The sequence below is a fragment of the Aeromonas sp. 6P genome (assembly GCF_051919525.1).
In the GTDB taxonomy this organism is placed as follows: domain Bacteria; phylum Pseudomonadota; class Gammaproteobacteria; order Enterobacterales; family Aeromonadaceae; genus Aeromonas; species Aeromonas veronii.
In genome coordinates, this window is the sequence record NZ_JBQBEO010000002.1 from 2,495,545 (window position 1) to 2,518,977 (window position 23,433).

The 23,433-nt window shown below is 62.1% G+C and carries 21 protein-coding genes, 1 tRNA gene and 1 pseudogene; 17 read left to right on the forward strand and 6 right to left on the reverse strand.

Features of this window, described 5'->3' with window-relative positions:
* The first annotated feature begins 477 nt into the window (after nt 1-477).
* The 16 genes from ACTG2J_RS11660 (at nt 478) to hypA (ending at nt 17,231) form a co-directional block, all read left to right on the forward strand.
* A complete protein-coding gene (locus ACTG2J_RS11660) occupies nt 478-1,143 on the forward strand; it encodes a 4Fe-4S dicluster domain-containing protein (protein ID WP_439988603.1) in 666 nt (221 codons plus the stop codon).
* On the forward strand, nt 1,143-3,014 hold the full coding sequence (gene hyfB / locus ACTG2J_RS11665; RefSeq protein ID WP_439988602.1) for a hydrogenase 4 subunit B: 1,872 nt from the start codon (nt 1,143-1,145) through the stop codon (nt 3,012-3,014). The genes ACTG2J_RS11660 and hyfB overlap by 1 nt, the downstream gene beginning before the upstream one ends.
* A gap of 1 nt (nt 3,015) precedes the next feature.
* A complete protein-coding gene (locus ACTG2J_RS11670) occupies nt 3,016-3,969 on the forward strand; it encodes a respiratory chain complex I subunit 1 family protein (RefSeq protein WP_064337846.1) in 954 nt (317 codons plus the stop codon).
* Between the two features lie 80 nt (nt 3,970-4,049).
* Complete coding sequence (locus ACTG2J_RS11675; RefSeq protein ID WP_439997511.1) at nt 4,050-5,768, forward strand: hydrogenase large subunit; 1,719 nt, start codon at nt 4,050-4,052, stop codon at nt 5,766-5,768.
* Nucleotides 5,769-5,777: 9 nt separating this feature from the next.
* Entirely contained in the window at nt 5,778-6,335 is a 558-nt protein-coding gene (locus tag ACTG2J_RS11680; protein WP_202002669.1) for a formate hydrogenlyase complex iron-sulfur subunit, read from the forward strand.
* Complete coding sequence (locus tag ACTG2J_RS11685) at nt 6,335-7,150, forward strand: NADH-quinone oxidoreductase subunit B family protein (protein WP_005333324.1); 816 nt, start codon at nt 6,335-6,337, stop codon at nt 7,148-7,150. Before ACTG2J_RS11680 ends, ACTG2J_RS11685 begins: the two co-directional genes overlap by 1 nt.
* Nucleotides 7,143-7,556, forward strand: a complete 414-nt coding sequence (locus tag ACTG2J_RS11690; RefSeq protein WP_338774820.1) for a formate hydrogenlyase maturation HycH family protein — start codon at nt 7,143-7,145, stop codon at nt 7,554-7,556. The genes ACTG2J_RS11685 and ACTG2J_RS11690 overlap by 8 nt, the downstream gene beginning before the upstream one ends.
* Nucleotides 7,556-8,047, forward strand: coding sequence for a hydrogenase maturation peptidase HycI (gene hycI, locus ACTG2J_RS11695; protein WP_439997512.1), 492 nt, complete (start codon nt 7,556-7,558; stop codon nt 8,045-8,047). Before ACTG2J_RS11690 ends, hycI begins: the two co-directional genes overlap by 1 nt.
* A 213-nt stretch (nt 8,048-8,260) precedes the next feature.
* Nucleotides 8,261-8,352: transfer RNA gene (locus tag ACTG2J_RS11700), tRNA-Sec, on the forward strand.
* Between the two features lie 314 nt (nt 8,353-8,666).
* Nucleotides 8,667-10,133 (forward strand): L-seryl-tRNA(Sec) selenium transferase, encoded by a 1,467-nt coding sequence (gene selA / locus ACTG2J_RS11705; protein ID WP_439997513.1) that lies wholly within the window; start codon nt 8,667-8,669, stop codon nt 10,131-10,133.
* Nucleotides 10,134-10,137: 4 nt separating this feature from the next.
* On the forward strand, nt 10,138-12,033 hold the full coding sequence (selB, locus tag ACTG2J_RS11710) for a selenocysteine-specific translation elongation factor (RefSeq protein WP_439997514.1): 1,896 nt from the start codon (nt 10,138-10,140) through the stop codon (nt 12,031-12,033).
* Entirely contained in the window at nt 12,030-14,456 is a 2,427-nt protein-coding gene (gene hypF / locus ACTG2J_RS11715) for a carbamoyltransferase HypF (protein WP_439988597.1), read from the forward strand. Before selB ends, hypF begins: the two co-directional genes overlap by 4 nt.
* Before the next feature lie 5 nt (nt 14,457-14,461).
* Nucleotides 14,462-14,713: a HypC/HybG/HupF family hydrogenase formation chaperone gene (locus ACTG2J_RS11720; RefSeq protein WP_040065728.1), complete on the forward strand. Its 252-nt coding sequence runs from the start codon at nt 14,462-14,464 to the stop codon at nt 14,711-14,713.
* Nucleotides 14,707-15,819, forward strand: a complete 1,113-nt coding sequence (gene hypD / locus ACTG2J_RS11725; RefSeq protein WP_439997515.1) for a hydrogenase formation protein HypD — start codon at nt 14,707-14,709, stop codon at nt 15,817-15,819. The genes ACTG2J_RS11720 and hypD overlap by 7 nt, the downstream gene beginning before the upstream one ends.
* Nucleotides 15,816-16,820, forward strand: coding sequence for a hydrogenase expression/formation protein HypE (hypE, locus tag ACTG2J_RS11730; protein WP_439988595.1), 1,005 nt, complete (start codon nt 15,816-15,818; stop codon nt 16,818-16,820). The genes hypD and hypE overlap by 4 nt, the downstream gene beginning before the upstream one ends.
* A 69-nt stretch (nt 16,821-16,889) precedes the next feature.
* On the forward strand, nt 16,890-17,231 hold the full coding sequence (hypA, locus tag ACTG2J_RS11735) for a hydrogenase maturation nickel metallochaperone HypA (protein ID WP_439988594.1): 342 nt from the start codon (nt 16,890-16,892) through the stop codon (nt 17,229-17,231).
* Here hypA and ACTG2J_RS11740 read toward each other — a convergent pair.
* The gene (locus tag ACTG2J_RS11740) at nt 17,209-17,589 is read right to left on the reverse strand and encodes a hypothetical protein (RefSeq protein WP_439988593.1); all 381 of its coding nucleotides are present in this window, start codon (nt 17,587-17,589) and stop codon (nt 17,209-17,211) included. The genes hypA and ACTG2J_RS11740 overlap by 23 nt on opposite strands.
* Here ACTG2J_RS11740 and hypB point away from each other — a divergent pair.
* Nucleotides 17,470-18,312, forward strand: coding sequence for a hydrogenase nickel incorporation protein HypB (gene hypB, locus ACTG2J_RS11745; protein ID WP_439997911.1), 843 nt, complete (start codon nt 17,470-17,472; stop codon nt 18,310-18,312). The genes ACTG2J_RS11740 and hypB overlap by 120 nt on opposite strands.
* Before the next feature lie 221 nt (nt 18,313-18,533).
* Here the strand turns inward: hypB and ACTG2J_RS11750 are convergent, their stop codons facing one another.
* From ACTG2J_RS11750 to ACTG2J_RS11770, 5 genes and pseudogenes are all read right to left on the reverse strand, one after another.
* Nucleotides 18,534-19,175: an ATP-binding cassette domain-containing protein gene (locus ACTG2J_RS11750; protein ID WP_439988592.1), complete on the reverse strand. Its 642-nt coding sequence runs from the start codon at nt 19,173-19,175 to the stop codon at nt 18,534-18,536.
* A pseudogene (locus ACTG2J_RS11755) lies at nt 19,175-19,962 on the reverse strand (ATP-binding cassette domain-containing protein). Before ACTG2J_RS11755 ends, ACTG2J_RS11750 begins: the two are co-directional and overlap by 1 nt.
* Complete coding sequence (locus ACTG2J_RS11760) at nt 19,956-20,771, reverse strand: ABC transporter permease (RefSeq protein ID WP_439988591.1); 816 nt, start codon at nt 20,769-20,771, stop codon at nt 19,956-19,958. The pseudogene ACTG2J_RS11755 and the gene ACTG2J_RS11760 overlap by 7 nt, the downstream one beginning before the upstream one ends.
* Nucleotides 20,761-21,771, reverse strand: coding sequence for an ABC transporter permease (locus tag ACTG2J_RS11765; protein WP_439988590.1), 1,011 nt, complete (start codon nt 21,769-21,771; stop codon nt 20,761-20,763). The genes ACTG2J_RS11760 and ACTG2J_RS11765 overlap by 11 nt, the downstream gene beginning before the upstream one ends.
* Nucleotides 21,756-23,366, reverse strand: a complete 1,611-nt coding sequence (locus ACTG2J_RS11770; RefSeq protein ID WP_439988589.1) for an ABC transporter substrate-binding protein — start codon at nt 23,364-23,366, stop codon at nt 21,756-21,758. Before ACTG2J_RS11770 ends, ACTG2J_RS11765 begins: the two co-directional genes overlap by 16 nt.
* Between the last annotated feature and the right edge of the window lie 67 nt (nt 23,367-23,433).

The window sequence follows — 23,433 nt, forward strand, 5'->3', positions numbered from 1 at the left end:
CGCTGGATACGTAAAACACCATAAATGCTATTTAGCTCACAACCTCAGCGCTAAATTGGGTAAAACTATCGGTGCCATATCGTCATGCTGTCAGTCTGTCTCTTCACTATGAACACAGTTTAACAGGTTAACCGGTTAAGTTAATATCTAATCGACTCAGTTTGTGATGAAGCTCTGCATTTTTCTAAAAATCCCCTATAAAACAAAAAGTTAATATAAAAATCACTAATGGTCTGAGAATGCTGCCAATCCCGCCTCTCATTGCACATCACTATTCGTGGCATCAGTGTCATGGTTCGTCACAAGTGACGAACGTCACACTTCGACACCGCACAATCTCGGTACCACCTCGCGACAAAGAATTTAAAATCATTTAAAAACAGCAAGTTAAAATCAATTTCACGCCAGCGAACAATCTGGCCCGTATTTTGCCAACCAGCTCCTACTTTCTCCGTTCGCGACACGACAAGGTAGGCTATGAACCGCTTCGTTATCGCTGACCCCAAGCTTTGTATCGGCTGTGGCACCTGTATGGCGGCCTGCAGCGAGGTACACAAGGCGCAAGGTTTGCAGCAAGCCCCCCGTTTAACCGTTATGCGACACGAGCAGGCGACCATGCCGGTTCAGTGCCGTCACTGTGACGATGCCCCCTGCATCAAGGTGTGCCCGGTCGAGGCAATTCGCCAAACCGGCGATTGCGTGCAACTCAACGAGTCGCTCTGCATCGGCTGCAATCTCTGCGCTGTGGCCTGCCCCTTTGGCGCTATCCAGAGCAGCGGCAGCCGTCCGGTGGCCGTGGCCACCAGTTACGACACCTATATCCCCTGCTCCATCCGCTCCAGCAACCCCTCCACCTCCGCCGGCCTGCGCTGCTTTGGCGAGGATCTGCTGAGCTGGGAGCCGGGGGTGCGCAGCATCGCCGTCAAGTGCGACCTGTGCGAGTTTCGCGCCGACGGCCCGGCCTGTGTCGGTGCCTGCCCCTCCCAGGCACTGAAGCTGGTCAATGACAGCGACACCGAACGCGCCGCCCGTATCCGTCGTCAGCAAGCGGCCGACACCAACCCGCAAGGGGCCTCTGCCTTCTCGGCGCCCGCCACGGCGCTCCCTGCCTCCGATTTATCCACCACAGAGGGAGTTCGCTGATGTTGTCCCCCCTTGTAATGGCTACGCTCCTGCTCTTTTTGCTGGGCGCTGCCGCCGGTTTGCTCCTGCAAAAGCTGCCCGCACTGGCCAACCGTCTCAATAGTGGCTTTGCCCTGTTGGGATCGCTCGCGGGTCTGGTCGCCGCCATCCAGATCTTTGCCCAAGGCACCCCCGTCGACGGCCAGCTCTGGCTGCTGGGCTCGGTGCACCTTGACATGCTGGCCGCGCTGATGCTGCTGGTGATTAGTACCGTCGGCGTCGCCGTCGCCCTCTACTCCTTTGCCTATATCCGCGAATATCAGGGCAAGGGGGATGTGGCCATCGGCGCGCTGATGAACCTCTTCCTCTTTGCCATGGTGGGCATGGTGCTGGCCGACAACGCGCTCGGTTTCTTGCTCTGCTACGAGCTGGTGACCCTCACCACCTACTGGCTGGTCAAGACCAACCCCGAGGCCGCCAAACAGAGCCGCCTCTATCTGGTGATGAACCATATCGGCATGGCGCTGGTGCTGATCGCCTTCTGGCTGCTCTGCCGCGAAAGCGGCTCGCTGGAGTTCGCCGCCCTGCGCGAGCACCATCTGGCGGGCGCCCTGGCATCCCTGGTGTTCCTGCTCAGCTTCTGCGGCTTTGGCCTGCGCGCCGGTTTCGTGCCGCTGCACGGCTGGCTGCCGGTGGCCGAGCCCGTCGCCCCTTCCCATATCTCGGCGCTGATGTCCGGCGTGATGGTGAAGCTGGGTCTGTTTGGCATTTTGCGGGTCAGCATCGATTTTCTCGGCGCCAGCCAGCTCTGGTGGGGCTATGTGGTGCTGATCTTCGGTGCCTGCTCGGCAGTACTCGGGGTACTGTTTGCGCTGGCCGAGCACGATCTCAAGCGGCTGCTCGCCTACCACACGGTGGAGAACATCGGCATCATCCTGATGGGGATGGGCATCGGCATGATCGGTATCGCCAACCAGCAACCGGCACTGGTGGTGCTGGGGCTGCTCGGCGCCCTCTATCACCTGCTCAACCACGCCATCTTCAAGAGCCTGCTCTTTATGGGCACCGGCTCGGTGATGTTCCGCCTGCACACCCGCGACATGGACAAGATGGGGGGGCTGGCCAAACTGATGCCGTGGACTGCATTGGCGTTCCTCATCGGTGCCATGGCCATCTCGGCCCTGCCGCCACTGAACGGCTTTGTCAGCGAGTGGTTTATCTATCAATCCCTCCTTTCCATGACCAAGCTCGGCACCTCGGTCGTTGCGCCGCTCGCGGTAGTGATGCTGGCGGTGACCGGCGCCATGGCGGTGATGTGTTTCGTCAAGGTGTACGGCATCTGCTTCTGCGGCGCCCCGCGCAGCGAGAAAGCGAGCCACGCCCGCGAAGTGCCGGGTGCCATGGTGGCAGGCACCCTGCTGCTGGCCGCTGTCTGTCTGGTGCTGGGTCTGGGCGCCCCCTGGATTGCCCCCCATATCGCCAGCTATGGCCAAGCCTTGGTTGCCAGCCAGATGAGTGTCGCCACTGGCGCCACCCTGCTGCCACTCGACAGCTCACAAGCGATCCTCTCCCCACCCGTTATCGCCATCACCTTGCTGGGGCTGTTCCTCATCCCGCTGCTGGTACTGGCCATCTTCAAGGGGCCCAAGCTGGGTCGTCGTCACGCCGGCACCCCGTGGGCTTGTGGTTACGCCTATGAGGAGCGCATGAGCCTCACCTCGGGCGGTGTCACCCACACCTTGCGCCAACTCTGCGCGCCGCTCTATCGCAAGCAGCCGCAGCTCGATCTGGCCAGCGCCCTGCACGGGGTGAGCGATACCAGCGGAACGACCGGCTGGCTGCTGCACGGCCTTGTGCTGGCGCTCTTTATCCTGATGGCTGTAGGAGTCTGATATGCCTGTTCTTGAAATGCCGAGCTGGGGCATGGTTGCCCTCGCCCTGACCCAGGCCATCGCCATGCTGGCGCTGGCGCCGCTCGCCACCGGTTTCAACCGGGTGCTGCGGGCCAAGATGCACTCCCGTCAGGGGCCGGGCCTGCTGCAGGATTACCGGGATATCGCCAAGCTCCTGCGCCGTCAGGAGGTGACCCCAGAGCCTGCCGGCATCATCTTCAACCTGATGCCTGCGCTGCTCATCGCCGCCCTCTTGCTGGTAGGGATGGCGCTGCCAACCCTGACTCACGAGTCCCCCTTCCCCATCGCCGGGGATCTCATCACCGACATCTACCTGTTCGCCATCTTCCGCTTCTTCTTTTCGCTGGCGGGGCTCGACAGCGGCAGCATGTTTGCAGGGATCGGTGCCCGCCGCGAGTTGACGCTGGGCATTCTGGTGGAGCCCATTCTGGTACTCGCCTGCTTCATCATGGCGATGATGGTGGGCAGCTCGGATCTGGGCAATATCAGCAGCTATGTGGCGACCCAGCCGCTGGCCGCGCCCATCGCCACCCTGCTGGCTGGCGCTGCCTGCGCCTTCGCGGTGTTTGTCGAGATGGGCAAGCTGCCCTTTGACTGCGCCGAAGCCGAGCAGGAGCTGCAGGAGGGGCCGCTTACCGAGTATTCCGGTGCGGGCCTGGCCCTGCTCAAGCTCTCCATCGGCCTCAAGCAACTGGTGGTGGTGCAGCTCTTTCTGGTGATTTTCCTCCCCTTCGGCAAGGCGGCCAACTGGAGTCTGCCTGCACTGATCGGCGCGGCGCTGATCCTCGCCTGCAAGCTGCTGGTGGCATTTTTACTAGCCGGCATCATCGAAAACGCCATGGCCCGTACCCAGTTCGTGCGCACCCACAAGCTCACCCGCTACGGGTTGGGGCTGGCCCTGCTGGCGCTGCTCGCCTATCTGGTCGGGGTCTGAACCATGCCCGCCAGCACAGCACCTTTTTTCGATTTCATCATTTGTGAATGCTCATTCCCGAACATTAAAGTGAGAACTGCATGACCATCGCCATTTCGGATCGCATCGGCTGCGACTACATCCAGCAGGTGCGAGCACAACTGCCCCACGCCATCGTCGACGAGGAGTGGCAAACCGCCGATCAGGCCACCATTACCGTCAAGCCCACCAGTCTGGTCGAGACCGCCAGCCTGATCTTCCATCAGCTGGGGGGCTGGCTTCCGCTCTCCTTTGCCAATGACGAGCGCAGCCTCAACGGCCACTTCGCCGTCTACCACGTCTTCTCCATGGAGGGCGACACCAAGTGCTGGATCACCGTCAAGGTGCTGGTGGATGCCGATACCCAGGAGTACCCCTCCATCACCCCGACCATTCCGGCGGCGGTGTGGGGCGAGCGGGAGATCCGCGACATGTACGGCCTGCGCGCCATCGGCCTGCCGGACGAACGCCGTCTGGTGCTGCCGGACGACTGGCCGGAGGATATCCATCCCCTGCGCAAGGACGCCATGGATTATCGCCAGCGCCCTATGCCCACCACCGACACCGAGACCTACCCCTTCGTCAACGAGCTCGGCAGTGATGCCAACCGCATCGTGCCAGTCGGCCCACTGCACATCACCTCGGATGAACCGGGCCACTTTCGTCTGTTCGTCGATGGCGAAGACATCATCGATGCCGACTACCGCCTCTTCTATGTCCATCGCGGCATGGAGAAGCTGGCGGAAACCCGGATGGGCTACAACGAAGTGGCGTTTCTGACCGACCGGGTCTGCGGCATCTGCGGCTTTACCCACAGCGTCGCCTACACCACCTCGGTGGAGAACGCCATGGGCATTGCGGTACCCGAGCGGGCCAAGATGATCCGCGCCGTACTGCTGGAGGTGGAGCGTCTGCACAGCCATATCCTCAACATCGGCCTGTCGAGCCACTTCACCGGTTTCGACACCGGCTTCATGCAGTTCTTCCGGGTACGGGAGAAATCCATGACCCTGGCCGAGCTGCTGACCGGCGCCCGCAAGACCTACGGCCTCAACCTGATTGGCGGGGTGCGCCGCGACATCTTTAAGGAAGATCGCATCAAGGGTGCCCAGCTGGTGCGGGAGCTGCGTGATCAGCTCAAACCCCTGGTGGCCATGCTGCTGGATACCGCCAACATCTCCTCCCGCCTCATCGGTATCGGCAAGCTCGACCCGCAGATTGCCCGCGATTTCAGCTGCGTCGGCCCCATGGTGCGGGCGAGCGGCTTCAAGCGCGACGTGCGCCGGGTCCACGACTTTGCCGGCTACCGCGAGTTGCCGATGGAGATCCAGACCAAGGCGGGTTGCGATGTGCAATCCCGGGTGCTGGTGCGCATCCACGAGCTCTACGACTCCCTCGACATGATTGAGTTTGGTCTTGAGCACCTGCCGGAAGGGCCACTGCTCACCGAAGGCTTCACCTACCAGCCGGGCAAGTTTGCGCTGGGCTTTACCGAAGCGCCCCGTGGCGAGAACGTCCACTGGAGCATGACCGGGGACAACCAGAAGCTGTTCCGCTGGCGCTGCCGCGCCGCCACCTACGCCAACTGGCCTGCTCTGCGCTACATGCTGCGCGGCAATACCGTGGCGGATGCACCGCTCATCATCGGCAGTCTGGATCCCTGCTACTCCTGTACCGACCGGGTCACCCTGGTCGACCCCAAGAAGGGCAAATCCACCGTGGTCTCCTACAAGGAGATCGAGCGCTACGGCATCGATCGCAAAAACTCTCCGCTGAAATAAGGGGTCATCATGATCAAGCTGTTCAAGACCATCCTCAAGGCTGGCACCCCGACCGCCAAGTACCCCTTCGCCCCTTATGAGGTGAACCGGGATTTTCGCGGCAAACCGAAATATCAGGCGGATCAGTGCATCGCCTGCGCCGCCTGCACCAAGGCCTGCCCGGCCAATGCGCTGGTGATGGAAGTGGACATGGAGACCGGCGAACGGCGCTGGGAGATCTCCATGGCGCGCTGCATCTTCTGCGGCCGCTGCGAGGAGGTCTGCCCGACCCGCGCCATCGCCCTCTCCCCCGAGTTCGAACTGGCGGTGACCAACAAGGCGGACCTCTATGAGGAGGCCCGCTTCGCGCTGGCCCCCTGCACCCTTTGCGGCACCTACTTTGCCCCGAGCAAGCTGGTGGCGCTGGTGGAGGACACCCTCAAGCAGGCGGGCACACCGCTGGCGACCCCGGAGCGGCTGCATCACTGCCCCGACTGCAAACGAAAACAGAGCATGCTGAGCCAGCCTGACTCGGCCCTGATCACACCGATAGCCACACCGATGGCCGTACAAAAGGAGTGGATGTGATGAGCAAGATCAAAGGCATAGAACCGGTTGTCGGCCATGCCCATACCCGCGCCGTGCCGCTGGCACAGGATCCCGAGATCACCAAACTCAAGAAGACCCTGCTCAAGGACATTCGCCGCTCGGCGTATGTCTACCGGGTCGATTGCGGCGGCTGCAACGCCTGCGAGATCGAGATCTTCGCCACCATCACCCCGCTGTTCGATGCCGAGCGTTTCGGCATCAAGGTGGTCGCCTCCCCCCGTCACGCCGACATCCTGCTCTTTACCGGCGCGGTGACCCGGGCGATGCGGGTGCCGGCCCTGCGCGCCTACGAGGCGGCACCCGATCCCAAGATCTGCATCGCCTACGGCGCCTGCGGCTGTGATGGCGGCATCTTCCACGACCTCTACTGCGTCTGGGGCGGCACCGACAAAATCGTGCCGGTGGATGTCTATATCCCCGGCTGCCCCCCCACACCGGCGGCCACCATCTACGGCTTTGCCGTGGCGCTCGGTCTGCTTGAGCAGAAACTCAAAGCCACCAGCCACGAGGTGCAACCGGGTGAACGGGTCGAACTGCGCCACACCGGCATCCCCAATGAAATCCGGGTGATGATCGAGCGCGAAGCGCGCCGCATGGCCGGTTACCGGCAGGGGCGGATCATCGCCGACGAATTTATGGCCCTGCTTGAAGGGGCGACCCAGCAGGATGTGGATCTGCGCATCCAGAGCTACCTCGATCAGCACGACGATCCGCGCCTCTCGGAGATCGTCAACAACCTCGCAAACGCCTGCCTCAACCGGGCGGCCGGCAAGGGAGAAGCGGTACATGGCTGACGAGGTTTTCTTCTATCGCCTCTCGCGCAAGTTCGTCGACGAGCAGTTCGACGTGCCGGAAGAAGCGAAAGAGGTGATGTACTACAGCCTCGCCATCGGCCACCACCTCGGCATCGTCGATTGCCTGCGAGCAGACCTGGTCTGCTCGCTGATCGGTTATCGCGACTGGGTGGCCAAGATGCCAGAGGGAAGTGAAGCGCGCCGCAAGATGGAGGGATTTCTCACCTTTGGCGAGATCACCATCTATCGCGAGCACTGCCATATGCTGGCCTGCGCCTTCGACCGACTGCGCAAAGCCGACAATCTACTCGATGAGCAGGAGCTGGGCTGGACCAACACCTTTATGGATCAGCTGACCGCCCTCTTTAACGACCCCCATATGTACCTGATGGTAAGGAGCCGCTGATGGGCTGCAATCTCGTGTTGACCGTGGGCAATGCCATGATGGGGGACGACGGTGCCGGCCCCTATCTCGCCGACAAGCTGCAAGCCACCCCCCTGCCCGGCTGGATCCATATCGACGGCGGCATCGCGCCGGAAAATGTGGTCTACAAGGTGCGGGAGCTGCAACCGGAGCGGGTGGTGCTGGTGGATGCCGCCGAGATCGGCGAGAAGGCGGGCACCCTGCAGGTGATCCCCCCCGAGACCATCGCCGAGATGTTTATCTTCTCGACCCACAATATGCCGCTCAATTTCCTGATCGACGAGCTCAAGACCTTTGTCCCCGAGGTGATCTTTGTCGGGGTACAACCGGCCATCGTGGCGTTCTCTTTCCCGATGACCGAGATGGTGAGCGAGGCGATGGATTATCTTTATCAGCATCTTGATGCCGCCAGGGATACCGGTCAGTTAATAGATAAACTGGATCAGTGGAATATTGCCAACGCCAACCGGTGATTATTTATCGAGTTGTTAACGACCGTTATTGACCGACGATTCCGGCAATGTGATCGAGGCCCGATGTTAAATTAAAAACATCGGGCTAATTGTGCTGAACTTGATATAAAACAAGGTTCTTTGATTTTTTCAAAAAATCGCTAACTCTCGCTTTTTTATGACAAAAAAAGCGTTGCCAGTCACAGAAATTTGCCACAAAATGGCGGCCGTTACGGAAGTTGATGGGGTCTGGTGGCCTCCTCGGTCTTCAAAACCGATGTGAGCCGAGAAGGCTTTGGCAGGTTCGATTCCTGCCTCTTCCGCCAAATTCATCTATTGAACAAATACTCTCTCGCTGAATTTTTCGGCCTGGATGTTATTTCCATTGTTTGTTCAATATGTTTGAAGTAATACCTTAAAAAAGGTGCTTGCCGCTTGCCAATATAATCCGAACTCAGGTTATCTCGCTGGCCAAAAATTAATTTATCAGCATCGATGCAGCATTAATTTATACCCGCTCATTGATGCATCCAGTTTGCACTCATCCGCAAATCGCCAGTAGTGCCATAACCCGTCAGCTCGGCCTCTCTATCGGCAAACCGGTGCGCATCCCGAACCCACGCACTGCACTGGTAATCCCATGCCGAACTCGTCTCACGCGCCAGCCATCCCCCATCGCCAGCCCGCATCAGGTACGGCTGCCGACGATTCACAGCAACAGCCCAGCCAGCAACAAACGCGCCGTCTGCCGCAAGTGGAACAGCTGCTGCAGCAACCCTTTCTCGCCGGGTTTATCGAGGCGCTGAGCCGCCCGCTGGTGACTCAGGCGGTGCGCGACACCCTGAGCGAGCTGCGCCAGAGCGAAGATTTTCGCCAGTATGGCGTTGCCCCCGAGCAGATCGAGGCGCTGATTGCCAAGCGCTGCCGGCAGCAGTTGCGCCAGCGCCAGACCCGGGTGATCAACGCCACCGGCACCCTGGTGCATACCAATCTGGGGCGCTCGCCATTAAGTCACGAGCTGTGGGACGAGGTGCGTGACCTCAACACCGGCTACAACAATCTGGAGCTGGATCTCGCCACCGGCAAGCGCGGCGGGCGCAAGGGGCTGATCGCCCCCCTGCTCCGTTGCCTCACCCAGGCCGAGGATTCGCTGGTGGTCAACAACAACGCCGCTTCGCTCTTTTTGCTGCTGCAGGAGGTGGCCAAGGGGCGCGAGGTGATCGTCTCGCGCGGCGAGCAGATCCAGATTGGCGGCGGCTTTCGCATTCCCGATATTCTGGCGCTCTCCGGTGCCAAACTGGTGGAGGTGGGCACTACCAATATCACTACCGCCAAAGATTACCTCGATGCCATCACCGATCAGACCGCGCTGGTACTGATGGTGCACAGATCCAATTTCGCCATTCGCGGCTTTACCGAATCCCCCGATATCGGCGAGGTGGCCCGCGCCCTGCCCGAGCACGTGGTGCTGGCGGTGGATCAGGGGTCGGGCTTGACCACCGAAGAGTTTGCACCGGATGAAACCTCAGTGCGCCAGTACATCAAGGCGGGGGCGGATCTGGTCTGCTACTCCGGTGACAAGCTCTTGGGGGGCCCGCAATCGGGCATCATCAGCGGCCGCAGCGACCTTATCAAGCGGCTGGAAAAACACCCCATGATGCGCACCTTCCGCCCGAGCCGCATCGTCTACTCCCTGCTGGAACGCCTGCTCATCCACAAGCTCAACAAATCTCCCATCGGCGAGGGTATCGCCCATCGCACCCTGAGCAATCCGGCCGCCATGCAGGAGAGATCCGACCAACTGATGGCCGCCCTGCCCGGTTGTTTTGTGCCGGTCCCCGCCCAGCTGGTGGTGGGCGGTGGCACCTTGCCGGACGAGTTCTATCCGGCCCCTGCGCTGGAGTGCACCGACCCGCGCCCGGCCCAGCAGCTGCTCGATGATTTGCGCGAACTGCCGGTGCCGGTCATCGCCACCGTGCGCCAGCAGAAGGTGCTGCTCAATATGGCCACCCTGCTGCCGACCGAGATGGAACTGCTGATCGCCCAACTCAGGGAGTTGCTGCTGCCCGCCCCGTTCAATGCAACAAATGCGACCGAGGAGCCCTGATCCCATGACCCCCTATCGCGCCGTTATCGGCCTTGCAGGCCACGTGGATCACGGCAAGACCCTGCTGATCAAGGCCCTCACCGGCATCACCACCGCCCGTGCCCATGAGCAGGCCATCGGCATGACCCAGGATCTCGGCTTTGCCCACTTCGACGACGATCAGGGCAACACCATAGGCGTCATCGATGTACCCGGTCACGAGCGCTATATCCGCAATATGGTGGCGGGGCTCTGGAGTCTGGATCTGGTGCTGCTGGTGATTGCCGCCGACGAGGGGTGGATGCCGATGACCGGCGATCACCTGCGCCTGCTCAAGGCGATGGGGGTGCCGCGCCTCTTGGTCTGCATCAACAAGTGCGATCTAGTCTCCCCTGACGAGCTTTTGCTGTTGGAAGAGAGCCTGCTGGAGCGGGTGATGGACGAGAGCGGCATGGTGCCCGATATCGTCAGCGTCAGCGCCAAAACCGGCGAGAATATGGCTGCCCTGCACGCCGCTATCGTGCGCCAGCTTGCCGAACTGCCAGCCTCACACGCTGCCCGCGAGCAGAGCGCCCCGCGACTGTATGTGGACAGGGTCTTTACCGCCAACGGCACCGGCACCGTGCTCACCGGAACCTTGCAACAGGGCCGCCTCAAGGTGGGAGACAAACTGCGCCTCTACCCCGCCGATCGGGAGGTGCAGGTGCGCTCGCTGCAGGCCTATCACCAGAGCGTCGACGAGATCGGCGCCGTCTGTCGGGTGGCGGTGGGCCTTAAAAAAGTGCCCCACAAGGAGGTGGCCCGCGGTCACTGCCTTACCAGCGCCGCTGGCCAGTGCAAGGCGGCGACCCACCTTATCGTGCGACTCAACGCCGAGAGCCTGAGCACCAAGACGCTACGCCCCTCTCTGCACAACAAGGAGATCGAAGTGGCCCTTGGCAGCTGGCATGGCCGGGCCCGTTTCGTGCCCATCAAGGATACCCGGCTGGCGCGGCTGATCTTTACCAGCCCCATCCCCTGCTTCTTCGGCCAGCCGCTCGCCATCATTCGCCACGGCAGCAGCGAACTGCTGCACGGCGCCCGCATCGTCTGGTGCGGCGACATCCATCCCGCCAGACGCAAGGCACTGCACACCCTGCTGGGCGAGCTGCCAGATGAGCTCGAGCACTACAACCCGGCCACCCTGCAACTGGGGCTCAACGGCTATGTGCTAGCCAGCCGCTTTGACCAGCAGCCAGAGCAGGTCACCCCCCTCGGTGACTGGCTGCTGGACAACCACTGGCTGGCCCAGAGCCGCGACCAGCTGCTCGCTACATTGGCCAGCGAACCGCTTAGCGCCGCAGAGCTTGCAACCCGCTTTGGCATCGCCCTGCCGGTCACTCAGGCCCTGCTCCAGCAGCTCAAGAGCGAGCAGCTGATCCGCCTGCACCATGACAAGTGGCAACCGGGCAGCGGCGAGTCGGAAGATGATCTGGGGGAAGAGGCGCAGCTGGTGCTCAAGGTGGTGCGAGATCAAGGCAAGGAGGGTTACGAGCCCGGTAAACTGGGCCCCGGCGGCGTGGAGCTGGATCCCTTTATCACCCGCAAGCTGCCCGCGGTTCTGCAGCAGGGCTTGCAGCAAAAAGGCGCGCTGCAAAAGCAGCTGCGCAACCTGGCGCGACTCAAGTATCTGGTGCAGCTCGATGGCCCCATCTACTACGACGCCGAGCTTTACAACCAGATGGTCGCCGCCGTGCTGGCGGGCCAGCAGGTGGGAGATCTGATCGACATGGCATCCCTCAAGGAGATCACCGGTTTGTCGCGCAAATACGCCATTCCGTTCTGCCTGCGCATGGAGATGGATGGCTGGGTGCGGCGCGAGGAGAACGAGCGCCGGGTGCTGCGTTTGCCAACCACTCAAGATGAGATGGAACCAGCATGAGCACCACCATCGCCCCCTCTGGCTCTGCCAATCCTGTGGCCAACCGGCTGCGCCGCGAATTTCATATCGACGGCATCGTTCAGGGGGTCGGCTTTCGCCCCTTCGTCTATGGGCTGGCACTGCGCCACGGCCTTGCCGGTTATGTCTTGAACGATGCCAACGGCGTCACCATTGGCGCCGAAGGATCGCCTGAGCAGCTCACAGCCTTTGCCCGCGAACTACGGGAGCTGGCGCCGCCACTGAGCCGTATTGATCATTTCAGCGAGCGGGAGCTGCCCCTTGCTCATGATCCCGACTTTGATAGCCAGTTTCGAATTAAAGCGAGCCAGCAGCAGAGCGCCGCCACGGTCGCCATCTCGCCGGATCAGGGGATGTGCGAGGCGTGCGCCCGGGACGTGGCCAACCCCGCGGATCGCCACCATCGCTACCCCTTTACCAACTGCACCCACTGCGGCCCGCGCTACACCATCATCCGCCGCCTCCCCTACGACCGCCCCCACACCGCCATGGCAGGCTTTGCCAAGTGCCCGCGCTGTGCGGCGGCCTATGAAAACCCGCTGGATCGACGCTACCACGCCCAGCCGGTGAGCTGCCCCGAGTGCGGGCCGCATCTGACCTGGCGCAGCGGCAACGGCGATGCGCTGGCCGAGCGCGAGGATGCCCTGCAAGCAGCTGCCAGCGCCCTGCAAGCGGGGGCGCTGATTGCGGTCAAGGGGATGGGGGGTTATCACCTGATGTGTGATGCCCGCAATGAACAGAGTGTGGCCAGATTACGAACACTCAAGCGGCGCGCGCGCAAACCGCTGGCGGTGATGATGGGCTCCCTTGCCGAGGCCAAATTGCATGTCACCGGCAGCGAAGACGAGTGGCAACTGCTCACCTCTCAGGCCAGACCCATCACCTTGCTGCGCAAGCGCAAAAATGATGATCGGCTCTCAGAATCCCTACTTGCAACCGCGCCGCTGGCCGAGGGGATCGCCCCCGGCATCCCCTACCTTGGCATCATGCTCCCCTACACCCCGCTCCATCAGCTGCTGCTGGACGCCTGCGCCATGCCGCTGGTGGCCACCAGCGCCAATGGTCGCGGCAGCCCGATCCTGATCGACTGTGAGGCGGTGGTCAGGGAGCTCGGCAGCGAGATTGATGGCATCCTGGATCACAACCGCCCCATCCTGCACCCGTGTGACGACAGTCTGGTGCAGTGGGCAGGCGGGCGACGCCAGACGTTGCGGCTGGCCCGGGGCTATGCCCCCTGCACCCCCAGCCTGAAAGAGGCGGTCAAGGCGCCGCTCTTGGCTGTCGGGGCTCAACAGAAGAACCAGCTGGCGCTCGCCTTCAGCCGCCAGCGCATCTACAGCCCCTATATCGGCGATCTGCACAGCCTGCCGATGCAGGAGCACTTCGAGCAGACCCTGACGACCTTTCGCGATCTCTACGATCTCAAACCCGAACTGCTGGTGTCGGATCGCCACCCTGGCTACCTCAGCCACCAGTGGGCCAAACGCTATTGCCAGGATCAGGGTGCGACCCACCTCGAGGTGCAGCACCATCACGCCCACCTGCTGGGGGTGATGGCCGAGCACGGCATCACGGGCCCGGTGCTGGGTGTTGCCTTCGATGGTACCGGCCTTGGCGATGACGGCACCCTCTGGGGCGGCGAGCTGCTGATCGCAGACGTTCACGGATTTGAGCGCGTTGCCCATCTCCAGCCCTTCAAGCTGATCGGTGGCGAGGCGGCCATTCGCGAGCCGGTGCGCCAGCTGCTGGGGCTGCTGTTTGAGTCATATGGCATGGAGCAGATCAGCGCCCTCGATATTCCGTTGATCAACAAGTTGCCTATCGAGCGGAGCAGCAACCTGCACCAACTCTGGCACCTTGGTCGCAACGCCCCCTATACCAGTTCCATCGGCCGTCTGTTTGATGCGGTGGCGGCGCTCTTGGGGGTGATCGATACCCACGATTACGAAGGCGAGGCCGGACTCTTGCTGGAGTCTGCCGCCTTGCAGCTCACCCCCGACGAACAACCCTTCCCCCTCGCCTTTGATCTCAGCCAATCAGCGGAGGGACCACTGCAGATCCTGTGGGCCGAGCTGATCCATACCCTTGTCAGCGAGCGGTGCAAAGGCACCGCCACTGCCAGCCTGGCCGCCGGTTTTATCCGCGCCATCAGCAATCTGGTGGTTGCCCTGGCCGAGCATTTCCCCGGCTATCCGGTGGTGCTGGGGGGCGGCGTCTTTCAAAACCGGGTGCTGATGGACGAGCTGGTGCCCGCTCTCGAAGCGGCCGGTCGGCAGGTATTGACCAGCGAAACCCTGCCGCTCAATGACGGTGGCATCGCCGCCGGTCAGCTCTGGTTTGCCATCCACCATCTTGCCACGCATCAGCCTGTTACAACCGGTTGTGCCACCTTGTCGGAGTCCTGAAATTCATGTGTCTATCCATCCCCTCTCAGGTGGTGCAGCTGCACCCCGAAGATAACTGCGTCACCGTCGATACCCTGGGGGTGCAGCGGCGCGTCAGCTGCATGCTGCTCGAAGAGCCCCTCCAGGTGGGCGACTATGTGCTGCTCCATATCGGCTTTGTGATGAGCAAGATTGACGAAGAGGAGGCGCAGGCCAGCCTCGAGAGCTTCCGCCAGATGGTGGCCCTGATGCCCAAACAGGATATCTTGCCATGCTGACCTTGAATGACCTGTTCCAGGGCTTTCGCCAGCCCGAGGTGATCCGCGCCCTCGCCGCCCAAATTACAGAACTGGCCAAGGATCTGCCCGAGCCGCTGCGGGTGATGGAGGTGTGCGGCGGCCATACCCACACCATCATGAAGTACGGCCTGCACCAGCTGCTGCCCGCCAGCATCGAGTTTGTCCACGGCCCCGGCTGCCCGGTCTGCATCATGCCCAAAGAGCGCATCGATCAGGCCATCGAGCTGGCGAGTCAACCGAATGTCATTCTGGTCACCCTGGGGGACATGATCCGGGTGCCGGGCTCCAAAGGCACGCTGGCCCAGCAGCGGGCCAAGGGGAGCGATATCCGTCCGGTCTATGACCCCCTCGATGCCCTGAGTATCGCCAAAGAGAACCCGGAAAAAACCGTGGTCTTCTTCGCCATCGGTTTCGAGACCTCTACCCCGATGACCGCCGCCTTGCTGGCTGCCGCTGAAGAGCAAGGGGTCGATAACCTCCTGTTTCATATCAACCATGTGCTGGTGCCGCCCGCCATTCATGCGGTGATGGCCGACGGGGTGGCCAAGGTGAACGCCTTTATCGGCCCCTCTCACGTCAGCGTCATCACCGGCGCCGATATCTACCTGCCTATCGTCGATCGCTATCAGGTGCCTGTGGTGGTGAGTGGCTTCGAACCGGTGGATGTGATGGAGGCGCTCTTGATGATGGTGCGCCAGAAGGTGGAGGGTCGATATGCGCTGGAGGTGCAGTACAGCCGCGCCGTCACCGCCAGCGGCAATAAAGCCGCCCAGCGGCTGGTCGAGCGCTTTTTAGAGACCCGCGAGCACTTTCGCTGGCGAGGTCTGGGGGATATCAACGCCTCCGCCCTGCGCCTGCGCGATGCCTTCGCCAAGCGCGATGCGGAGCGTCACTTCCAGCTTGATCAGACCCCCATCGATGACCACAAGGCGTGCCAGTGCGCCGATATCCTGCGCGGCCTGGCCAAACCGAACCAGTGCAAAGTCTTTGGCCGGGGCTGCACCCCGACCCAGCCCATGGGCAGCTGCATGGTCAGCTCCGAAGGGGCCTGCAATGCCTACTACCGATATATGGGGATCCAATGAGAGAAATTCAGTTAAGCCACGGCGGCGGCGGCGTCGAGATGAATCAGCTGATCAACCAGCTATTCTTTCGCCACTTTGGCAACGAGATCCTGCTGCGCGGTGAAGATGCCGCCCTGCTGCCGGTGAGCGGCCCCGTTGCCTTCACCACCGACAGCTTTACCGTCTCGCCGCTCTTCTTCGAGGGGGGCGATATCGGCAAGCTGGCCATCGCCGGTACGGTCAACGATCTCGCCATGATGGGGGCCAAGCCCGAGTATCTGAGCTGCAGCTTTATCATCGAGGAGGGGTTCCCCTACGCCGATCTAGCCCGCATCGTCGAGTCGATGGCCGCGGAGCTTGCCAAGAGCGGCGCCCGCATCGTCTGCGGCGACACCAAGGTGGTGCCCAAGGGAGCGGCCGACAAGATCTTTATCAACACCAGTGGGGTAGGCACCTTCCCGTTGCCTGAGCAGAGCCGGGGCATCTCGGTACGCAACCTCAAGGCCGGTGACGCCATTCTGGTGTCGCGGGATATCGGCAGCCACGGCGCCTGCATCCTGATGGCCCGCGACGCCCTGCAACTGGGATCTGATCTCAAGAGCGACTGCACCACCCTCTGGCCGCAGGTAGAAGCGCTGCTAAAAGCGGGGATTACCCCTCACGCCCTGCGCGACGCCACCCGCGGTGGCCTTGCCGCCGTGCTCAACGAGTGGAGCAGCGCCTCCCAAGTGGCCATCGAGCTGGAGGAGTCCGCCATTCCGGTGTGCGATCCGGTGCGCGGCCTGTGCGAGCTCTACGGTTTCGAGCCCCATGATCTCGCCAACGAGGGGACCATGGTGCTGGCCCTGCCTGCCGAACAGGCGCAGGACGCACTGGGCATCTTGCGGCAATTCAACCCCGCAGCAAGCCAGATCGGCGTGGTGCAGACAAGCGATCGCCACAAGGTGATCCTCAACAATCCCTGGGGCAGCCGCCGCTATCTGGAGCTGCCGCAAGGGGAACTGCTGCCGCGGATCTGTTGAGCAGCCATGCCGTTCCGTCAATTACAGGGAGGAGTCACTGCTCCTCCCCATATCGGTTAAGGAGCCACCATGCACGAAATGTCTCTGGCCATGGCCGCCATCGATCTGGCAGCCGAGCAGGCCACCCAGCGGGGTTTTACTAGGGTGACCGCCCTCTGGCTCGAGGTTGGCAGCTTCTCCTGCGTTGACCCGGACACCATTGCCTTCTGTTTCGAGGCCGCCGCCAAGGGCACTGTCGTCGAAGGGGCCCAGCTTCACTTTCAGCACCAGGCGGCAGAGGCCTGGTGTTACGACTGCAACCAGACGGTCTCCCTCACCGAGCGCGGGCAGGCCTGCCCCGGGTGTGGCGGATACAAATTACGAGTCGCGCAGGGTGATAGCCTGCGCATCACCGACATCGAGGTAAGTTGATATGTGTAGCGTATGCGGATGCGGCCAGGCGCGGATTGCCGGCCATGAGCACGAACATGATCATAAGCACGATCATAAGCACGACCATCATCATGCTCATGACGCCCATCACCACCATGATCACGAGCAGAGTGCGCCGCGCACCCTGATCATTCACCACCACTATCACCATCAGGGAGATGTCCATCACCACTACCACGGGGTGCGGGCTCCCATAAGCCATGAGGGTCATGATCAGCTGCATGAGCACCACTATGATCACCCCCACGACCATCATCATGATCATGTCCACTCTCATGACCACGGCCATTCCCACGCGCATTCCCATGACCATGACCATGACCATGACCATGACCATGACCATGACCATGACCACCAGCAGGGTGATCTGCACTATGGCAAAGGGGAAGCGGGATTGTCGGTGCCCGGCATGGGGCAGCGCCAGCTGATCGCCATCGAGATGGATGTGCTGGCCAAGAACAATGCCTTGGCGGCCCACAACCGCGAGCACTTCGACGAAGCGGCCCAGCTGGTGCTCAATCTGGTGTCGAGCCCGGGTTCAGGCAAGACCACCCTGCTGTGCGAAACCCTGCGCCAGCTGGCCGACAAACGCCCCTGCGCCGTGATTGAAGGGGATCAGCAGACCAGTGCCGATGCGGATCGCATTCGCGCCACCGGCGTCCCTGCCGTGCAGATCAACACCGGCAAGGGCTGCCATCTGGATGCCAAAATGGTCCACGACGCCTGCCACCAGCTGCCCGCCAATGAAGGGGGCATCCTCTTTATCGAGAACGTGGGCAATCTGGTCTGCCCTGCCAGCTTCGATCTTGGCGAGAAGTACAAGGTGGCGATCCTCTCCGTCACCGAGGGGGAAGAGAAGCCGCTGAAATACCCGGACATGTTCGCAGCTGCCCAGCTGATGGTGATCAACAAGATCGATCTGCTGCCCTACGTCAGCTTTGACGTGGCCCGCTGCATCGAGAACGCCAAACGGGTCAACCCCTATATTCAGGTGATCCAGGTCAGCGCCACCACCGGCGAAGGGATGGATGCCTGGCTTAACTGGCTGGCAACGGCCTGAACCAGAACCGGTTAAATGCCGTTACCAACGGCGGATAGCAAGAGAGGGAGGCTGATGCCTCCCTCTCTTTATCTGCGCACTTTGCCAACGATTTTCTCTGTAAAGAATGGCCAGCGTTTCATACTCGCCCCCCGAACCCTGGCCCTCTCCCCAGGGAGAGTCACCGTCTGCTCCCTTCTCCCCTTGCGGGAGAAGGGCTGGGGATGAGGGGGAACTAACCCTCAGGCCGCATTTTCAGCCAATACACCAGTCACGGGCTGCACCTCCCCAAAGCGCAGCACCCGATGGCAGATCTGGCGCAGCAGCGCCTGTTGGTGACTAAAAATCAGGATGCCAAGCCCGCGCTGCTCGCACTCACGCATTAACTCCTGCCAAATATGGCGCTGGATTTGCGGGTCCAGCTGGGCGGTCACCTCGTCGGCAATCAGCAGACGAGTGCGAGGATCAAGGGCGCGCAGCAGCGCGATGCGGGCCAGCTCGCCACCGGAGAGTTGACCGGGTTTACGACCGAGCCATTCAGGCTTGACCATAAAGCGGGCCAGCATGGCCTCATCGGGGCGCCATACATCCCACAGCGCCTGCCCAGTGGTACGATAGGGATTGAAGGTCAGTTCCGGATGCTGGGGCACCAGCTGGATGGGGTTATAGCCTTTGACCTCTTCAGGCACCGGCTGCCCATCCAGCAGGAGCTGCCCGCCAGCCCTAACCGGTTGCCAACCGGCCAATACCCGCCCCAGCGTGGTCTTGCCATAACCGCTCGGGGCAGAGATACCGAGCCGCTCGCCCGCTTTCACCGTCAGCGATAACCCCTGCCAGAGGGGACGTTCCCCCTGGGCGATGGTGAGATTTCGTACTTCCAACATCAGGAAACCTCCGGCACAGAGAAGAGCGCGTTGAACTCCGGCAGCGCCTGCCAGTGGGCTCTGAGCATCTCGCTCCCCAGCCCCTGACGCAGATGGTGGCAGCTCAAGGTATCGCTCACCAGCCCTTGATGCAGCGCCACGATGCGATCGGCGAAGCGGGCCGCCAGCGCCAGATCGTGGGTCACCCAAAGGATACCGCTGCCCTGATTGGCCAATTCACGCAACTGGCCGAGCAGCAGACAAGCCAGCCCCTCGTCGAGCCAGGCGGTGATCTCGTCTGCCAGAATGTAGCGGGCACCGCCAAGGGCCGCGGTGCAGGCCAGAATGCGCTTGGCCATGCCGCCGGAGAGCTGGCGCGGATAGCTATCCAAGGTGGTCGCGGGCAACTGGTAGCGCAGCAGCTGCTCGCCGAGCCGTTCGCGAGAACCGCTCTGACCGCAGAGGCGCGCTGCGCGGCCCAACTGGCGTTCCACCGTCAGCAATGGATTGAGGGCGCTTACTCCCTGTGGCACATAGCAGAGAGTGTGACCGCGCAGACGGGCGCGGCTGGCATCGCACAGAGGTGTGCCATCGAGGGAGATGCTGCCGCGCATCCTCAGGTTGTCCGGTAGCAGGGTCAGGGCGCTTTGCAGCAACAGGCTCTTGCCCTCGCCGCTCCCCCCACCAGCGCCACTATCTCCCCTGGCGCCAGTTGCAGGCTGATATCGGTCAGCAAAGGCTGCCAGCTGCGCCGCCCCAGCCAGGAGTAGTGGGCCGCCTCTATGGTCACCTGATCAAAACTCAGCATGGTTCACTCCTGTGCCACAGCAGCTGTTGCAAGGCGCGGGTAGCCTGATCAAACAGCAACACCAGCAGCAGCAACATCAGCCCCGGGAAGAGGGCCAACCACCAACCGCCACCGGCCAGATAACGCAGGGCATCGGCCAGCAGCAGGCCCAGCGAGGCCTCGTGGGCCGACAGACCAAAGCCGAGAAAGCTCAAGGCCGCGCTGTGCAGCACCGCATGGGGAAACATCAGCAGGGTGCCGATAAACCACTGGGGCAACAGCCCCGGCAACAGGTGAATGCGCCAGCGACGCAGCGCCCCCATCCCCTGACAACGGGCCAGCACCACATAGTCGCTGCAGGCGATCCGCCGCGCTTCTGCGCAGAGAATGAGCGCCAACTTGGGCCAGTGGGTGAGCGCCACCGCCAGGATCACCCCGCGCATGCCGCCCCCCACGGTGAAGCAGATAAGGATCAACAGCAGCATATGGGGCAGCGCCAGCATGGCGTCGATCACCATTCGTACCGCCGCATCACATCTGGGGTGAATGAGCGACACGCTTGCCGCCACCATGGCCAGCAGGCCACTGCAGAGCGCCGTGCTGATGCCGAGCTCCAGACTGGTGAGGGTACCCTGAAAGGCGCGCAACCAGAGATCCCGCCCCATCTGATCGGTGCCGAACCAGTGGGCCAGCGAGGGGGGTTGCTGGCGCGCCAGCAGATCCATCAGCACATCCTGATGAGAGAGGCTCCAGCCGTAAGCAGCCAGCAGCGTCAATCCGAGCAGGGCAAAACCCAGCCGCAGGATGGAGGGTAACGGATTAAACAGCATGCTCACCCTCCCAGCCACGATTGATGCGCGCCAGCAGCAAACTGGCCACCGTATTGCCAATAAAGACCAGCAGAGTGCAAAAGAGCACTATGCCCATCAGCAAGGGAATATCGCCCCGCAGCCCTGCATCCACGGTGGCCTGGCCGAGCCCCGGATAGGAGAAGACCTTCTCGGCCAAGAGCGAGCCGCCAATCAGCTCGCCAAGGGAGGCAAACTGCAGGCAGAGCGCCGGGGTCAGGGCGTGGCGCAGCACATGAAAACGCAGCATGGGCCAGCCGCCATCCCCCTGAGCGCGGGCGTAGCGGATAAAGTCGCTCTCCAGCACCTCGGCCACCCGCCCCCGGGTATGCAGGGCAATATTGCCCAGCCCCAGCAGGGCGAGCGTGGTGACCGGCAGCAGCAGATGACGCAACCGCATGGCCCAATCCGCCTCATCGGCAGCGAGCCCCGGCGTCCAGGCGCAGCAGACCGGCAGTAGCGGCCAGTACACCGCAAACAGGGCGAGCAGCAACAGGCCGACCCAGAAGGTGGGCAGGGAGGCGAGCAGGTAGGCAAAGCGGCAGATAAGTCGATCGGGCCAGCGATTGAGATAGCGACCGGCGCAGAGCCCAAGCAGGATGCCGAACAAGCCGGAGAGCAGCCAGGCGCCCGCCAGCAACAGGAAGGAGGCAGCAAAGCGCTGGCCTATTACCTCACCCACCGGTGCGTTATAGAGCATGGAGTAACCGAGATCCCCCCGCAGCACCTGGGTAAACCAGTGCCAGTAGCGCAGCCAGAGCGGCTGATCCAGCCCCCAGCGAGCGGCAATGCGGGCGTACTGCTCCGGCGGCACATGGAGCAGATCGTTGCCGATATAGGCCTTGATGGGGTCGATGGGGGAGTAACTCAGCAGCACAAAGGTGGCGACCGAGACCAGACATAACAGCCCTGCCAGACGCAGCAGGGCTTTTAGCAACAGATAACCTGAATGACTCAAGGGCGAACTTACCGGCACGTCCACCGCCAATCCTGCAGGTTGTTGAGGAGTGACCAGCTACCGTGGATTTCCGGCGCCCCCTTGCCAAGGTCGATGCAACTGTTGGCGAGATAGGTGTGCTGCACGTTGAGCAGCCAGGCCCAGGCGGCATCTCCCTGCACTCCGGCGCCCGTTTTGCCATCCCACTCCACCTGCTGCCAGAACGGCACGGCCGCCTGCCAGTTCGGGGCATCCAGCGCCTGCTTGAGGTGGCCATCCACCACAGGGTTGCTGTAGTAGCCCGGATTGTAGAACTCCACGCCACCGGAGCCGCTCTGGTAGTGGTGATAGAGCTCCATGGGATCCAGACTCCCCCACCCCATCAGCACCGGGTTGGCGTGCATCTCCCGCTCCACCTGCTCCCAGCTGCCGGACTTGAGGCTCACCTCAAGGCCAATGGGCTTGAGCATGGCGCGCACCGCTTCCGCCAGATCCCGGCGAGTGCTGTCACCGCTGGTGTACCAGAGGGTAAAGGCGGCGCGCAGGTCGCCCTTGTGGCGAATGCCGTCACTGCCCATCTTCCAACCCGCTTCGTCGAGCAGGGCGTTGGCGTGGGCCGCATCGCCATCCTTGAAGGCGGTGGCCTTGTTTAGCCAGGGCAGGCCTTCCACCGCGCTGTAAGCGGGGATGGCGTGCCCCTCCAGCAGCTGGTCGGCCAGCAGCTTGCGGTCGATGGCGTAGTTGATGGCGCGGCGCACCGCCACGTCCGAGGTCACGTCGTTGCCGATGGGATAACCCTTGGCATCCTTGCCACCCGCCGGCGGAATAGGGAAGACGATGCCGCGGTTCTCCACACTCGGCCGCACCCACAGCTTGAGGGAAGCAGGCACGGTGGGCGCCAGCGAGGGGGCGATGCGCACCACATCGAGCTGGCTACTCTGGGCGGCAGCATAGGCGCTCTCTTCATCGATAAAGACAAACACCAGCCGTTTGAAGTCATTGTTGCCACCGGCGTAATAGGGGTTCGCCTCTACCACCAGCTGTTGACCGGGCAGGAAGCTCACCAACCGGTAAGGGCCGGCACCGACCGGCTTTTGGGCATATGCTTTTGCGTCGTAATCCCGCTTCGACACTATCCCCAAAGATCCCAGCACGTTGACGAAGGTGCTCTGGGGAGCACTCAGGGTAATGGCAACTTCGGTAGGCGAGAGCACCTTGGCCGAGACAAAGTTGCCCATGTCGATCTTGCCGCCACCCTTGGCCGCGCTGTTGTAAGTGAAGGCCACATCTTCGGCGGTGAGCGGCGCACCGTTGGAGAATTTCAGTTCAGGCTTGAGGGTAATGAGCCACCCCTTGCCATCCTTGCTCGGGGTCACCGACTGGGTGAGCACATTCTGCCAGCTGAGATCGGCGTTCTGCTTGAGCAGCGGGCTATGCAACAGCAGGTAGCTGCCGTGGCTCCAGCCAAGCAAAGGGTCAAACCCTTCGGTGGGTTCGGCGCCGATGGCGAGCTTGAGCTCGGCAGGCACAGGTTGGGCTGCGGCCAGCGCCGCGTGAGAGGCAGTGCCCAGCAGCAGAGTCAACAGGGCGGCAGCACTGGTGCCACAGTAATGGCGAAGGGAATTGCGAGAAACAGTCATGGGGATCCTTCTTGTTTTGTACCACTCACGGATCATCACTCAAAAAAGAGGTGGAATGCGTGTCTTA